We start from the raw sequence: 15753 nt of genomic DNA, 5'->3' as shown, positions 1-15753 counted from the left end.
AAGATTAATAACCTGGATTTTGAACAATAGACGGGTTACCTAATACTTCAGATTGTGGAATCGGGAATGTCCATCTGTAATCTGTAATACTTAAAGTAAGAGGTGTATCTACAATATCATCTGTATGATTTCTATCAATACTTACATCTGCTTTATTGGCTTTACCTAATCTTCTTAAGTCAACATATCTGAATCCTTCAAAGCAAAACTCTACTCTTCTTTCTTTTAATATATCACGATAAGCTTCTTTCTGAGATGTATAAGACAATGCAGGAGCAGTACCGGTAAATCTCCTCGCATCTCTCACCTTTTTAACATTCAGAGCAGCAGTCGCTAGGTCATTTTCAGCAACCGCAGCTTCAGCAAGGATCAAATACATTTCAGAAAGCCTGAATATTTTCAAATCATTTCTAAGCGGTGTATTTCCTTTACCAGGGTATTTATCAATAACCAATACATCTGTAAATCTATAATCAGGATCTGTATTATAGGTAGGGCTTACTAATGAAGTTGGATCTATAAATGCCCATCTTCTTACATCATAAGTAGGATCCATAAGATTAAACAGATTACGTCCCATGTCTAATAGAGGAGAACCATTAAGATCTGTTGTGTTAGTAGTAAAAAGATTAGCAACATTACTCCATGAACCTGCTGAAGGCCTGCTAAGTGCAAAAATAATCTCTCCCTGTGCTCCATCTGCCCACATTTTTCTATAAGGGTTTGTAGTAGAAGCTGAGTAGAAAGAGGAATTAAATGTAGAGCTCCCTGGATTTGCAGGTATAGGCGTTGCTAAAGTTAGTGCCCCACCATTATTGATAACAGCCTGAGCATATTGCTTTGCTAAAGCATATTTTTCTCTGTATGAATACATTCTAGCTCTAATTGCATTAATTAGATTATTTGTTACAAACAAATAAGAATTACCAGGTTTAAGGTTAGCTTCAGCAAAATTTAGATCGGCCTCAATTTTAGCATAGATTTCTCCATTAGATATTCTTGGAAGTTGAGAATCAGTCTGAGGCACCCCTTCTACCCAAATTACCCCTAATGCAGAATCATCAGCCATATTTGTAGTAAAATATGACTCCAGTCTTAAATATGCAAGAGCTCTCATAGTCCTTGCTTCAGCTAAAATAGAGTTATACTCTGCTTCTTCACCTGAGTTTGGAGTTATTGTGGCAGCAGCTCTCAACAACCTGTTAACTCGGTTAATTGTCAGATAGCTGTTAACCCAAACACCTCCTACCTGGGCGGTAGCACTATTTAAGATATATCTATGTTCTGCAAAATACCATCCAGAATTTCCTGGTGTAATACCTACCTCATCCGTAAACGCAGCGGTCAATTGTATTTCATTACCAGTATCATATGAAGTATATATATTTCCATTTAAAAAAGATCTTAAATCGGAAACCCTTTGAAGTGCTACCTGCTCCGTCAATTCTCCATCTTGTACAATATCAATTGCATCTTTACAAGAAGATAGAGAGAAAGCTATTGCAACACCATATATTAAATATTTGATTTTTTTCATTTTATAACTTTTTTTAGAATTCAATATTTGCCCCTAAACTTACTGTTTTCATATTTGGATAAACTGATAAAGAATATGCAAAATTTGGTTCAGGATCATATCCTCTCCATTTCGTCCATGTAAGTATGTTTTCAGCCTGAACAAACACTTTCAAACCTTTAACAAAGGTATTCTGAAGAACTGATTTTGGTAAACTATATCCAACTGAAAGGTTTTTTAATCTTACGAATGATGCGTCTTTTAAAAATCTATCTGAATAATCAGCTAACTGAAGATTAGTTGCTGTCAGGGAAGGGATATCTCCATTAAGATTAGTTGGAGACCAAGCATTCAGCATATCTGCTGACTGATTCCAGCTACCAATACTTGATGGGTCATATAACCACGCCATTGCATTATCATACTTCCAAACATCTGCCTGATAAGTAAAGTGAGCATCAACAAAAACACCTTTATATTCAAAGTTGAAACCGAATCCACCACTCCATACAGGGAACATATTCTTACCGGTAGCTCTTGCGTCTGTTGTATTATTGATAGTTTCAGTTGGGTTACCATTAATATCTTCATAAAGAGCTTGACCATTCGCAGGATTAACCCCTAAATAAGGAGCTAGAAACCACTGATCAATAGGTCCACCAACAACATTTCTAGTTGTTCCCGCATTATCATCCTTAACTAGAGATAAGATCTTGTTTTTATTATAAGCAGTATTTCCATAGATTGAAAGTTTTGTACTTTCAGTCTGAATAATGTTGTATCTTAATAATACTTCAATACCTCTGTTCTGAAGCTTACCATTATTACCTTTAATAGATGTTGTTCCTGTAACCGCAGATAAGTTAATATCATTGTATAGATCTTTTGTTGTTTTGTCATATACATCAATATTACCTTCCAATCTTCTGTTTAATAATCTGAAATCCAAACCAATGTTAGTTTGTGCAAGTCTTTCCCATTTTACGTCAGGGTTAGCAAATACACCTACTCCTAAAGCTCCAGCAATATTATTGTATCCTGTACCAGCAACATAAGTATCTCTAACAAGATTAGTTCCTACCAGCATCGGATTACTACCTGCAGATACTGCAATAATATTCTGGTTACCCTGCTCTCCATAAGACACTCTTAATTTCAACATATCGAATATAGATCCTTGCATAAAGTTTTCTTTATCGATATTCCATCTACCTGCTACAGACCAGAATGTAGCCCATTTATTATCAGAAACAAATCTGTATGACCCATCTCTTCTTATCAATGCACTTACACCATATTTACTATCATAATCGTAATCTGCAGTAGCAAAATATGCTAGAGCCCCCGCTTTAATTTTACTAGCAGAAGCACTTGGTACATAGTAAACGATAGGAGCTCCACCGCTTGGGTTAGCATAGTACACAGGATCAACATAACCTGTACCTGCTCCAAAAACCCAGTTTATTGGGTTCAAACCAGTTCTTCTCTGAGATGTACCGTTGTATATAATTTTAAGATAATCCAGATAAACACCTCCGTTAATAGTATGTTTATCTCCAAATGTTTTGTTAAAGTTTAAGCTGGTAATAGCATTATAATTAAACTCTCTTGTCTTTGAAAAATCTTCAATACCACCAAATGGTTTTGGATTTACAGTAGCATTTGCTCCAGACATTGCTGTTGCAATAGCTAAGTAGTTCCAAGGAGCTCTGGCAAAATTAGTCTCTTGGTATTTATAATCTACCCCAGACTTATGATTAAGCGTCAAATAATCAGTTAACTTATAGCCTAAATTAATATTCGCAATAATACCTGTTTCTGTTCTCTCATTTGGCATTGAACCTTTTCTCAATACATCTTCAAGAGAGTAAATATTTTTCCCACCGTCAAAATTAGTTCCAATAGCATCATATATCTGCTGTCCGTTTTGATAGATACCAGAAGGTAAATATGGAAGTCCGGCATTAGCACCATGTAATGGGTTCTGGATAGAGTTATTGCTTATATTAGCATTAGTTTCTTCATCCAACTGATGTCTTTTTGAGAATGATAAAGCTACCTGGGCGCCATAAGTGAATTTACCATTTTCCGATTTACCATTCAAATTATTTCTAAAAGTAAATCTTTTAAAATCAGACACATTAGATACAATACCCGTCTGATCAAAATAACCTAGAGATGAATATAAGTTTACATTTTGTCCCCCTACTGTCATTGCTACGTCATGCTTTTGGGTAAAACCTGCATTAAAGAAAACTTTTCTCCAATCGGTATTCACTGGATAGCTATTGATCTGTGCATCGGTAAGTGTAGCCCCTAATCCAGCACCAGCTCTTTTCTCTAGAGTCAATGCCTGTTGGGTATTAGACATATTATAGTCTGTCTTTGGTAAAAAGCTAACCCCTGTAAACCCATTATATGAGAATCTCATTGGAGAGTTATATTTACCTCTTTTAGTATTAATAACAATTACCCCATTTGCAGCTCTGTTACCATAGATGGAAGTTGCAGCAGCATCTTTAAGAATAGACGCAGATTCAATATCGCTGTCATTTAAGTTTCTGTATTGAGTCGCATTCGAAATAATACCATCAATAACGTACAGAGGTTCAGAGCCTGCACTTAGAGATCCAACCCCTCTAATGATTACATCAATCTTACCAGATCCTGGCTGACCTGATGTTGAGTTGATTGTCAAACCAGGCGCTTCACCTTGCAAAGAGTTCAAGAATGATGTTGTAGGGCGATTTTCAAATTTTTCTGCAGTAACAGTGGTAGAAGCTGTTACATCTTTCGCTTTTGTGGATACTTTACTATATCCAAGTACAACTACCTCATCAATTTTTGTTTCTTTTGCGTCTTTTGGCTTAAGAGTGTCGCTTGGTTTTTTTTGAGCAAACACGGCCTGGCCTGTAAAAAACAGCACACCAGCTGTCAATACACGTAATTTAACATTCATATTAACAAATTTTAATATATTTAATGGGCAAATATGTTAATAAATATTAACATTCACAAATTAAACCAATGTTTAAACAGTGTTTTTTTTTAATGTTTTATTTATAAATTACGTAAATAGAATGAGATTTAATAATAATAGATGATTTTTATTTAATAAAAAATAATTTTTAAGCAAACCATTTTAAATTTAACAAATTATTGATAATTCAAAAATAATTATTTAGAATCATTATAAATTACATGAGGTTGGAAAATAAAAAAACCACTTTATAAAAAAGTGGTTTTCACATATTTAGGATATATTTATTTCAGTTTTTTCTTAACCGCTACTTCTTCGTACACTTCAAGAATATCTCCGATTTCGATGTCGTTATAACCTTTCAGGTTCAGACCACATTCGTAGCCTTTTGTGACTTCTTTAACATCATCCTTGAAACGCTTCAAGCTTTCAAGCTCTCCGTCAAATTTCACAATACCATCTCTTAGCAAACGTACTTTAGACTGTCTTGTTACTTTTCCGGTAAGAACCATACAACCTGCAATTGTTCCTACTTTAGAAATCTTGAATACCTCACGGATTTCAACGTTACCGATCACCTGCTCCTGAATTTCCGGAGAAAGCATTCCTTCCATTGCTTCTTTTACCTCATCAATTGCTTTATAGATAACAGAATACGTTCTGATCTCAATTTCCTCACGATCCGCAAGTTCTTTTGCATTAGCACCTGCTCTTACATTAAATCCAATAATAATCGCATCTGATGCTGCTGCTAAGTTGATATCAGATTCAGTGATCTGACCTACACCTGAGTGAAGAATTTTAACACTGATTTCTTCTGTTGATAATCTTTGTAACTGATCAGAAAGAGCTTCTACAGAACCATCCACGTCTCCTTTCAGGATAATATTCAATTCTTTGAATTCTCCTAAAGCAATACGTCTGCCCAATTCTTCAAGCGTCGTATGCTTCTTGGTTCTGATTGACAGTTCTCTTTGTAACTGTTCTCTCTTATTGGCAATAGCTTTACCTTCACTTTCATCAGCATATACACGGAATTTATCACCTGCAGTAGGCGCTCCGTCCAAACCTAAGATTGTTGCAGGAATTGACGGCCCCGCTTCTTTAAGATTTTTTCCTCTTTCATCAAGCAAAGCTTTTACTTTACCATGGTTTTTACCTGCTACCACATAGTCTCCAACTCTTAAAGTTCCGGACTGTACCAACATTGTTGCCACATAACCTCTCCCTTTATCTAAAGATGCTTCAATAACAACTCCATTTGCAGAACGATCAGGATTAGCCTTTAATTCAAGCATTTCAGCCTGTAATAAAACCTTCTCCAATAATACATCTACATTATTACCGAACTTAGCTGAAATCTCCTGTGCCTGAACATTTCCACCCCACTCTTCTACAAGAACCGGAGGATTCAAACCGGAAAGCTGCTGACGGATGTTATCAGGGTTTGCGTTAGGCTTATCAACCTTATTGATCGCAATAATCATTGGAACCTGTGCAGCCTGCGCGTGAGCAATAGCTTCTTTGGTCTGAGGCATTACATCATCATCGGCAGCAATTACGATAATTGCAATATCGGTAATCTGTGCCCCTCTTGCTCTCATCGCAGTAAAGGCCTCGTGACCAGGAGTATCCAAGAAAGTAATTCTCTGACCATTCTCCAGTTTCACGTTATAAGCACCAATGTGCTGAGTAATTCCACCGGACTCACCAGCAATTACGTTTGTTTTTCTAATGTAATCCAGTAATGAAGTCTTACCGTGGTCAACGTGTCCCATTACAGTAACTACAGGAGCTCTCGATACAAGGCTTTCTTCTGTATCCACTTCATCTTCTGAATCTGTATCTTCAAGATCAGCATCTGAGAATTCGATTTTATATCCAAATTCATCTGCAACTAATAATAAGGTATCAGCTTCAAGTCTTTGGTTCATGGTAACCATTACCCCTAATGAGAAACAAGCAGAGATTACTTCAGTTGGAGAAACATTCATCAAACTTGCCAATTCACCTACTGTGATGAATTCTGTTACTTTAAGAGTTCTGTCTTGTGCTTCAAGCTCCTGCTGACGCTCATCCTGCTCTCTACGGAAAGTTCTTTTGTCTTTTCTGTGTTTTGCAGATTTGGATTTCCCCCCTTTATTGGTAAGTTTTTCTAATGTTTCCTTGATCTGATTCTTAACTTGTTCATCAGTCAGTTCAACCGGCATAACTCTTTGTCCGGGTCTGTTGTTCTGGCCTCCTTTTTTGAAGCCGCCACCTTGCCCCTGACGGTTTCCACCACCCTGGTTATTTCCAAAACGGTTTCCACCCTGGCCTCCCTGACCTTGAGGGCGATTTCCTTGTCCGCCCTGCCCCTGGCGGTTTCCACCTTGTCCTCCGTTATTATGCTGACGGTTTCCCTGGCCCTGACCACCCTGGGTGTTATTTCCTGAGTTTTGATTATTCCCCTGACCTTGCTGGTTATTCTGGCCGCCAGGTTTTTCAATTCTCTTTCTTTTCTTTTTTGCTCCGGCACCTGGCTTTGGCGCAAACTGAGTTAAGTCTATCTTTTCTCCAACGATCTTAGGACCATCAAGTTTCTGATAAACGGTTTCAATTTTCTGTGGTTCCTGAGATTCAGACTCAGTCTCTACTTTTGGAGTTTCCACTTTTTTCTCCTCTGCAACCACTGGTTTTGGAGTTTCTTTTACCGGTTCTGCCGGTTTAACTTCTTCTTTTTTCTCCTCCATTTTTGGTTTGTCTTTTTTCACAGGTCTGTTTCTAGATTCTATTTGAGACAAATCAATTTTATCCAAAACCTTAAATTCCTGCTTTTCAGGCGCTGCTTTAACTTCCGGCTGTTCTTCTTTCACGATTTCTTCTTTCTTTTCTTCAACCGGTGTCGCAACAGGAGCCACAGGAGCTTCTTCAACTTCAGGCTTTTTAGTTTCTAAGTCTATTTTACCTAAAATTCTAGTTTCTGGTTTATTTGCTTTAGCTCTTATCACTTCAGGGGTTTTCTTTTCTTCAATTTCCAGCTTTTCTTCCGGAACTTTAGTGATCACCACCTCATGGGAAGCCTTTCTTTGTTCGCCGTCTTTAGCAAACTCAGCTTCCAATGCAGAATATGCCGCTTCTTCCAATTGAGCGTTAGGATTGCTTTCAACCTCGAAACCCTTTGACTGTAAAAATTCTACTAATCTGGACATCGAAATGTTGAATTCCTTAACCGCTTTATTTAATCTAATTTTTGGCATTTATATTATTTACTGTTTTTTAATTTTTAAAATTAAAGTATTTCCTTTTTACTGTTTATTAAAATTTATTTAAATCTTAATCTTCAAATTCTTCTCTCAGAATACGTTTAACCTCTTCGATCGTTTCTTCTTCAAGGTCTACCATATTTAAAAGACTCTCAGTTTCTTTATCCAATACTGATTTTGCAGTTGTAAGTCCTACTTTCTTAAACTCATCCAAAATCCACTGCTCGATATCATCGTTAAATTCTTTCAATTCAACATCATCATCCTCGCTGGACTCTCTGTATACATCAATCTCATATCCTGTCAACCAAGAAGCCAGTCTGATATTCTGACCTTGTTTTCCGATAACTTTAGAAATTTCCTCAACCGGAGTATACACCAACGCGTAGTTGGTCTCCTCATTGATTTCAATTTTGTTAATGGTAACGTTTCCTAATGCTCTCTTCACCAAGATCTCAGGGTTTTTAGACCACTGAATAACATCGATGTTTTCATTTCTCAACTCTCTTACAACGCCATGAATTCTGGATCCTTTTACTCCTACACAAGCTCCTACCGGATCAATTCTGTCGTCATAAGCATCTACTGCGATCTTCGCCTTTTCACCAGGAATTCTTACTACCTTTTTCAAGATAATTGTACCGTCCTGGATCTCAGGAATTTCCAGCTCTAATAACTTCTCAAGGAATTTAGGTGCAGTTCTGGAAATAATAATCTGCGGTTTAGAACCTTTAAAATCTACTGTCTCAACAATAGCTCTGATATTCTCACCCTTTTTAAAGAAATCGGATGGGATCTGGTTTTCTTTCGGTAAAATAAATTCATTCCCTTCATCATCCAGCAAAATCACGTGCTTATGACGGATATGGTGGATTTCTCCTACAACTATTTCCCCAATTTTATCTCTGAACTGTTCGTACAGCATTGCATTATTATGCTCCTGAAGTTTAGTAGCCAGAATCTGCTTCAGGGTAAGAATATTTCTTCTTCCCAACTGCGCAACAGGAATTTCCATTGTAAAGTCTTCGCCTACTTCGAAGGTAGGGTCTATCTTTTTCGCTTCAGAAATTTCAATTTCCAGATCATCATCTTCAGACATTTCGTCCTCTACAATTGTTTTATTTAAAAATATCTGAAAATCTCCTTTATCCGGGTTTACAATCACATCAAAATGGTCATCTGAATCAAATCTCTTTCTTAAAAGAGTTTTCAGTGAATCTTCAATAATTGCCATAAGATCAATCTTACTGATCCCTTTTTCGTCTTTAAAATCACCAAAGGATTCAATCAACGCTATATTATCCATCTATTCTTTTTTCTTTTTAAAATTTAATTACTACTAATGCTTTTCTGATCTCAGAGTAAGGAATCTCTTTTTCCTCCTCTACATCTACTTTCCCTTTTCCGATATCTTTCGGCTTACGGTAACGCAAAACAAGGGTGATTTTCTCATCATCTACTTTTGACAATTCCCCTTCAATTTTAGAAGAATCCCCCAGCATCACCTCAATCTCTCTTCCAATGTTTTTACTGAACTGTCTCGGTGTGGATAATGGCTCACTCAGTCCGGCAGACATCACCTGAAGGCTGAAGTCATGTTCTTCACGATCCATATTGAATTCTATTGCACGGCTTGCATCAAGGCAATCCTGCAAAGAAACTCCGTTATCACCATCTAAAATCACTGTAATATCATCCCCTGCAGAAATCTTAAGATCAATAAGAAACAGATCTTTTCTGGTCTCAAGGAATTCATTTAATAATTCTTCAATTCTTTTTCTAAACTCCATATATTTTTATCTTGATTTACAGTACGAAAAAAGGCTTTCTTCCGAAGCCTTCCCATTTTTTCCGTAAATCCATTGCAAATATAAGCTTTTTTTCTAAAAATGCAAAATTATATTAAGTATCAAGCAAATAGCGCCCGGTTCATTTACAATAAATTAAAAGAATATGTCACAGGATTTTTATTACTTTTGTCTTTAGAATTTTAAAACAAACATTTTGAATATAACGATTGTAGGAACAGGTTATGTAGGATTAGTTACAGGAACTACTCTGGCAGAACTTGGCAATTCAGTATACTGTGTTGATATTGATGAAAAAAAAGTAGAAGGTATGAAAAACGGCATTGTTCCCATCTATGAGCCGAACCTTGAAGAAATGTTTTTGAGAAACATCCAGTCTGAAAGATTATTTTTCACTACCAATCTTAAAGAAGCTTTAGATAAAAGCGAAGTTATTTATCTGGCATTGCCTACTCCTCCGGGGGAAGACGGATCTGCAGACCTGTCTTATGTACTTAAGGTAGCCCAGGATATTGGTGAACTGATGACTGAATATAAAGTCATTGTCAATAAAAGTACCGTTCCTGTGGGAACTGCGGAAAGAGTAAGAGAAACGATCTCTTCCAGAACAGATATCCCTTTTGATGTGGTATCAAATCCTGAATTCTTAAGAGAAGGCTTTGCCGTTGAAGACTCTATGAATCCCTCGAGAGTAGTTGTAGGCGCCAGCTCAGAAAGAGCCAAAGACATCATGTCTAAAATTTACCAGCCCTTTACCAATACAGGGATTCCCATCATCTTTATGGATGAAAAATCCTCAGAGCTTACCAAATATGCAGCGAATTCATTTTTGGCAGTAAAAATTACCTTTATGAATGAAATTGCGAACTATTGCGAAAAAGTAGGTGCAGACGTAGATAAGGTAAGACTGGGAATGGGTAGTGACGACAGGATCGGGCACAGATTCTTATTCCCGGGTATCGGATATGGCGGAAGCTGTTTCCCTAAAGATGTAAAAGCCCTTATAAAATCAGGGAAGCAGGAAGACTTTAATTTCCAGATCCTGGAAGCCACGGAAAAAGTAAATACAACCCAGAAAGTAATCTTGGTTTCTGAAATTGAAAAATATTTCGGAGGAAATATTGAAGGAAAGAAAATTGCCATGTGGGGACTTGCCTTTAAAGCCAATACAGATGACATCAGAGAGGCTTCCTCTTTAGACAATATCGCTCTTTTGTTAGAGAAAGGTGCAGAAATCATAGCTTATGATGCTGTTGCAGAAAATAATGTTCAGAAGCTTTTAGGCAGCAAAATCAGGTATGCCAAAGGAATGTATGATGCACTGGAGGATGTAGATGCCTTGTTTATTGCTACTGAATGGCCGGAATTCAAAAATCCTAATTTTGAACTTATGGCTAAAAAAATGAAAAACAAAGTCATTTTTGACGGCAGAAACATGTATCCATTGGAAATCCCTGAGCAAAACGGATTTCATTATAAAAGTATAGGAAGAAAGACCATCTCAAAATAAATCAATGAAAAATATTATCATTACAGGAGGTGCCGGATTTATCGGTTCCCATGTTGTAAGAGAATTTGTAAAAAACAATCCGGACACTACGATCATCAATCTTGATGCCCTCACCTACGCCGGAAATCTGGAAAACTTAAAGGACATTGAAAATGAGCCCAATTATGTTTTCGAAAAAGCAGACATCACAAAACCGGAAGAACTCAGAAAGGTTTTTGAAAAATATAACCCGGATGCTGTTGTACATTTAGCTGCAGAAAGTCATGTAGACAGAAGTATTACAGATCCGATGGCATTTATCAATACGAATGTGAACGGAACCGCCCATCTTCTGAACCTGTGTAAAGAGTTCTGGACATTAAATCCTGATCATACCCATGGCAGATTCCCGGATGAAAAAAGAACACATCTTTTTTACCATATTTCAACGGATGAGGTATATGGAAGCTTAGGCGAAACAGGATTCTTTCTGGAAACAACACCATATGATCCTCAATCTCCATATTCAGCTTCAAAAGCAGCTTCCGACCATTTGGTAAGAGCTTATGGAAATACATATGGAATGCCATTTATCGTATCCAACTGCTCCAATAACTACGGACCTAATCATTTTCCGGAAAAACTGATTCCGCTTTGCATTTCGAATATCATCAATGAAAAACCGCTTCCAATTTATGGCGACGGAAAGTATACCCGAGACTGGTTATTTGTAATTGATCATGCCAGAGCGATTCATCAGATCTTTAAAGAAGCAAGAACCGGAGAAACATATAATATCGGAGGCTTTAATGAGTGGCAGAATATTGACCTTGTAAGAGAACTGATCAGACAAATGGATGCTAAACTGGAAAGACCGGAAGGCTATTCTGAAAAACTGATTACCTATGTAAAAGACAGACCTGGGCATGATAAACGTTATGCCATTGATGCAACAAAATTAAATAAAGATCTGGGATGGAAACCATCTGTGACTTTTGAAGAAGGGTTAGGAAAAACGATTGACTGGTACCTGGAAAATAAGGAATGGCTGGAGCATGTAACGAGTGGAGATTATCAGAAATACTACGAGACTCAATATAATTAATCATGAAGCTGGTTTTTCTATTGCTATTTATCATATCTTCTCTTTTTAATGCTCAGGCACTCCCTCCGCCTCCGGCAATGGCAAACTCTTCACAGCAAAAGCTTATTGATGAGTTTATAGAAGTTTCCCATTATAAGGAAGCATTGATTAATTATGCAAAAGATTATCTGGAACTGAAAATGTTTGATTACAGTGTGGATCCGCCCAAAGAACTGATTACAAAGGAACAGGCAAGATCTATTATCAACCGTTTTAATTTTGATGAGTTTAAAATTTCATTATACAGCTCATTCTCTTTTATTCCGGAAAAAAACTTAAAAGAACTTATACAATTTCATAAAGGCATAGGAGGAAAATTATCCAAAGATAATTCGGTATTCCTCATCACTCCCACCATAGATTTAAATATTAAAAATCAAATGGATTATGCCATAGAAAACATACAAAAATAAAAGATGAAAGGAATAATATTAGCCGGAGGATCCGGAACAAGACTCTACCCTCTAACGATTGCAGTAAGTAAACAGCTGATGCCGGTTTATGACAAACCTATGATCTATTATCCGCTTTCCACATTGCTTTTGGCAGGAATCAAGGATATTCTGATCATCACTACCCCGCATGACCAGGAAGGTTTCATCAAACTTCTGGGCGATGGTTCACAAATCGGCTGTAATATAGAATACGTTGTACAGCCAAGCCCTGATGGTTTAGCACAGGCATTTATCCTGGGCGACAGGTTTATCGGCAGTGATCCTGCCGCACTGGTACTGGGTGATAATATTTTTTACGGTTCGGAAATGGGAACTTTACTGAAAAATAAAACCAACCCGGACGGAGGTGTTGTTTTTGCCTATCATGTAGCTGATCCTGAAAGATATGGTGTCGTGGAATTTGACAAAGATCTGAAAGCCGTTTCTATTGAAGAAAAACCGTTGAATCCAAAGTCAAACTATGCTGTACCCGGACTTTATTTTTATGATAACAATGTAGTCGAAATTGCTAAAAATATCAAGCCTTCTGCAAGAGGCGAGCTGGAAATTACCGATATCAATAATGTTTATTTAAAGAATGGAAAGCTTGAGGTAGCTGTTCTTGACAGAGGGACCGCATGGCTGGACACAGGAACTTTTGACTCTCTTCACGATGCTTCAGAATTTGTAAGCGTTATTGAAAAAAGACAAGGATTTAAAATAGGCTGTATAGAAGAAATTGCGTTCAGAAACAAATTCATTAATGAAGAAAAACTGCTTGAAACGGCTACCAAATATGGTAAAAGCGGATATGGTGAATACCTGAAACAACTTATCGGAAAATAATCAATATAATTTATAAAAATCACAGACTATTGGCCATAACGCCAATAGTTTTTGTTCATACCGCCAAATATCAATATATTAGTTGTTGATTTTTAGTTTTATTGACGATGAAAATTCATAAACTAAGAGAGACGGTAAGAATTAATTATTATAAATTTGCAAAAACTTACACAGATGAATGAACCACAACAGAAGTGGACAGAAACGATTGATGCAGATCATTCGTTATTTGACTTGAAGCTAAAAGAAGTCTGGCGATACAAAGATCTTGTTTACATGTTTGTAAAAAGAGATTTTGTATCCAGTTTTAAACAGACTATTTTAGGGCCAATCTGGTTTTTTATTAATCCCATCTTAACAACCATTGTCTATCTGGTTATTTTCGGAAGAATTGCCAAATTACCTACAGACGGTGCACCGCCGCTTCTTTTTTACCTGGCTGGTGTTACTCTTTGGAATTACTTTTCAGCCTCATTACTGGCGACCTCCTCTACATTTACCGGAAATGCAGGAATCTTCGGAAAGGTGTATTTCCCGAGACTGGTGACTCCGTTATCAATTGTCATTTCCAATCTGATGAGGTTTGGGGTTCAGTTTCTTTTATTTATCCTTGCATGGGCATATTATCTGAGTGAAGGAAAAGTTCATCCTAACATATGGATCCTTGCAACGCCCTTTCTGATAATCCTTATGGCCCTATTTGCCTTAGGATTGGGTATGATTTTTTCTGCTCTTACAACAAAATATAAAGATCTGGCAATGCTGCTGGGGTTTGGAGTAAGCTTATATATGTATGCAACACCGGTGATATATCCTATTTCCTCATTACCGGGATTCTTTAAGAAGCTTGCTCTATATAATCCTTTAACAGGTATTTTTGAATGTTTTAAATATGCATGGTTAGGGGTTGGTGACTTCTCTCCTCTCATGTTAGGGATGAGCTCTGCTATCATTCTCATCATCATGGCAGTAGGAGTTGTTATTTTCAACAAGGTTGAAAAAACGTTTATGGATACGGTGTAATTATTTGCTGTTTAAAATTTAAATTAAAAAAAATGCTGGCTTTAAAAGCAGAAAACATATCTAAACAATACCGTCTGGGACAAGTCGGGACGGGTACTCTTTCCCATGATCTCAACAGGTTCTGGCACAAGGTAAGAGGGAAAGAAGATCCTTATCTGAAAATTGGAGAAACGAATGACAGAACTACAAAAGGAGATTCTGAGTATGTATGGTCTCTTCGTGATGTTAATTTTGAAATAGAAAAAGGTGATGCAGTAGGAATTATCGGAAGAAACGGTGCCGGGAAATCCACCTTATTAAAATTATTGAGTAAGGTTACAAAACCTACTACAGGAAAAATATATACGAATGGCAGAATCGCATCCCTGTTAGAAGTAGGTACAGGTTTCCATCCGGAAATGACAGGCAGGGAAAATGTATTCTTAAACGGGGCTATTTTGGGTATGTCCCGTAAGGAAATCAAGCGTAAATTTGATGAAATTGTGGCATTTTCAGGTGTTGAAAGGTACATAGATACTCCTGTGAAAAGATATTCTTCAGGAATGTATGTCCGTCTGGCTTTTGCTGTTGCAGCTCATTTGGAATCTGAGATTCTTATTGTAGACGAAGTTCTAGCTGTAGGAGATGCAGAATTTCAGAAAAAATGTCTGGGAAAAATGAACGATGTGACCAAAGGAGAAGGAAGAACAATTCTTTTTGTAAGCCATAATATGGCAGCTGTTAAGCAGCTTTGTACATCAGGAATATTAATGAGAAACGGACAGATCGCTCATCGCGGGGATATCAATAGTGTTTTGGAAAATTATATCATCAATGAATTATCTCCTAATGTTGATTTCAGATATATAGAAGATTTGAGCAAAAAAGCACAGATTCAAAAAGTAAAAATATATAATAATAAAACTGTAGAAACTACTGAGTTCGGCCATAATGAAGATATTAATCTGGATATAGGTTTTGTCAACAGAAATGTAAATACAGGGATCAGAGTCAATATTGCAGTTTTGGATAAGTTTGAAAATGTGGTCTTTATTACGAGAAAAGTATTTGAAGGAAAAAATGAAAATAATTTCACTCTCAAGATTGAGGGAGGTAAATTAATACCTAACACTTACGTACTTTCAGTTGCTATAGATACACCCTCGGTAGAATTGTACGATATTATAAAAGGTGGCATACAACTTAATATCATTGAAACGGGACATGAGAATTTCCTTGCCGGAGATACGGACAACGGAATTATCACTCCACCTGTAATATGGATGTAA

At 36.8% G+C, this 15753-nt stretch carries 11 protein-coding genes; 6 read left to right on the top strand and 5 right to left on the bottom strand.

Features of this window, described 5'->3' with window-relative positions; all coding sequences use genetic code 11:
- Positions 1–4 precede the first annotated feature (4 nt).
- From ACR1PO_RS11095 to rimP, 5 genes are all read right to left on the bottom strand, one after another.
- On the bottom strand, positions 5–1537 hold the full coding sequence (locus ACR1PO_RS11095) for a RagB/SusD family nutrient uptake outer membrane protein (RefSeq protein ID WP_433986807.1): 1533 nt from the start codon (positions 1535–1537) through the stop codon (positions 5–7).
- A gap of 13 nt (positions 1538–1550) precedes the next feature.
- Entirely contained in the window at positions 1551–4475 is a 2925-nt protein-coding gene (locus tag ACR1PO_RS11090) for a SusC/RagA family TonB-linked outer membrane protein (protein ID WP_433986806.1), read from the bottom strand.
- A gap of 305 nt (positions 4476–4780) precedes the next feature.
- On the bottom strand, positions 4781–7735 hold the full coding sequence (gene infB, locus ACR1PO_RS11085) for a translation initiation factor IF-2 (protein ID WP_433986805.1): 2955 nt from the start codon (positions 7733–7735) through the stop codon (positions 4781–4783).
- A gap of 76 nt (positions 7736–7811) precedes the next feature.
- Complete coding sequence (gene nusA, locus ACR1PO_RS11080; RefSeq protein ID WP_002982960.1) at positions 7812–9047, bottom strand: transcription termination factor NusA; 1236 nt, start codon at positions 9045–9047, stop codon at positions 7812–7814.
- Positions 9048–9063: 16 nt separating this feature from the next.
- Complete coding sequence (rimP, locus tag ACR1PO_RS11075) at positions 9064–9531, bottom strand: ribosome assembly cofactor RimP (RefSeq protein WP_433986804.1); 468 nt, start codon at positions 9529–9531, stop codon at positions 9064–9066.
- 214 nt (positions 9532–9745) lie between these two features.
- Here rimP and ACR1PO_RS11070 point away from each other — a divergent pair, with 214 nt between their 5' ends.
- The 6 genes from ACR1PO_RS11070 (at position 9746) to ACR1PO_RS11045 (ending at position 15753) form a co-directional block, all read left to right on the top strand.
- Positions 9746–11059 carry a UDP-glucose dehydrogenase family protein gene (locus tag ACR1PO_RS11070; RefSeq protein ID WP_433986803.1) on the top strand — a complete coding sequence of 438 codons (1314 nt, stop codon included), beginning with the start codon at positions 9746–9748 and terminating at the stop codon, positions 11057–11059.
- Between the two features lie 4 nt (positions 11060–11063).
- Positions 11064–12143: a dTDP-glucose 4,6-dehydratase gene (gene rfbB, locus ACR1PO_RS11065; RefSeq protein ID WP_332388391.1), complete on the top strand. Its 1080-nt coding sequence runs from the start codon at positions 11064–11066 to the stop codon at positions 12141–12143.
- Between the two features lie 2 nt (positions 12144–12145).
- Positions 12146–12595, top strand: a complete 450-nt coding sequence (locus tag ACR1PO_RS11060) for a hypothetical protein (protein WP_433986802.1) — start codon at positions 12146–12148, stop codon at positions 12593–12595.
- Positions 12596–12598: 3 nt separating this feature from the next.
- A complete protein-coding gene (gene rfbA / locus ACR1PO_RS11055; RefSeq protein ID WP_332388393.1) occupies positions 12599–13462 on the top strand; it encodes a glucose-1-phosphate thymidylyltransferase RfbA in 864 nt (287 codons plus the stop codon).
- Positions 13463–13636: 174 nt separating this feature from the next.
- Entirely contained in the window at positions 13637–14485 is an 849-nt protein-coding gene (locus ACR1PO_RS11050; protein WP_332388394.1) for an ABC transporter permease, read from the top strand.
- Between the two features lie 32 nt (positions 14486–14517).
- Positions 14518–15753 (top strand): ABC transporter ATP-binding protein, encoded by a 1236-nt coding sequence (locus ACR1PO_RS11045; RefSeq protein WP_332388395.1) that lies wholly within the window; start codon positions 14518–14520, stop codon positions 15751–15753.

The sequence above is a fragment of the Chryseobacterium amylolyticum genome (assembly GCF_051011775.1).
GTDB lineage: Bacteria > Bacteroidota > Bacteroidia > Flavobacteriales > Weeksellaceae > Chryseobacterium.
The sequence above is the reverse complement of the archived record's forward strand: the minus strand, read 5'-3'. Positions and strand labels throughout refer to the sequence as shown.

Bases quoted from the DNA above. Each gene is read 5' to 3' on its own strand.
- ACR1PO_RS11095 (WP_433986807.1), bottom strand. From the start codon at position 1,537: ATGAAAAAAATCAAATATTTAATATATGGTGTTGCAATAGCTTTCTCT.
- ACR1PO_RS11090 (WP_433986806.1), bottom strand. From the start codon at position 4,475: ATGAATGTTAAATTACGTGTATTGACAGCTGGTGTGCTGTTTTTTACA.
- nusA (WP_002982960.1), bottom strand. From the start codon at position 9,047: ATGGATAATATAGCGTTGATTGAATCCTTTGGTGATTTTAAAGACGAA.
- ACR1PO_RS11045 (WP_332388395.1), top strand. From the start codon at position 14,518: ATGCTGGCTTTAAAAGCAGAAAACATATCTAAACAATACCGTCTGGGA.
- rfbB (WP_332388391.1), top strand. From the start codon at position 11,064: ATGAAAAATATTATCATTACAGGAGGTGCCGGATTTATCGGTTCCCAT.
- ACR1PO_RS11060 (WP_433986802.1), top strand. From the start codon at position 12,146: ATGAAGCTGGTTTTTCTATTGCTATTTATCATATCTTCTCTTTTTAAT.
- ACR1PO_RS11050 (WP_332388394.1), top strand. From the start codon at position 13,637: ATGAATGAACCACAACAGAAGTGGACAGAAACGATTGATGCAGATCAT.
- rimP (WP_433986804.1), bottom strand. From the start codon at position 9,531: ATGGAGTTTAGAAAAAGAATTGAAGAATTATTAAATGAATTCCTTGAG.
- rfbA (WP_332388393.1), top strand. From the start codon at position 12,599: ATGAAAGGAATAATATTAGCCGGAGGATCCGGAACAAGACTCTACCCT.
- infB (WP_433986805.1), bottom strand. From the start codon at position 7,735: ATGCCAAAAATTAGATTAAATAAAGCGGTTAAGGAATTCAACATTTCG.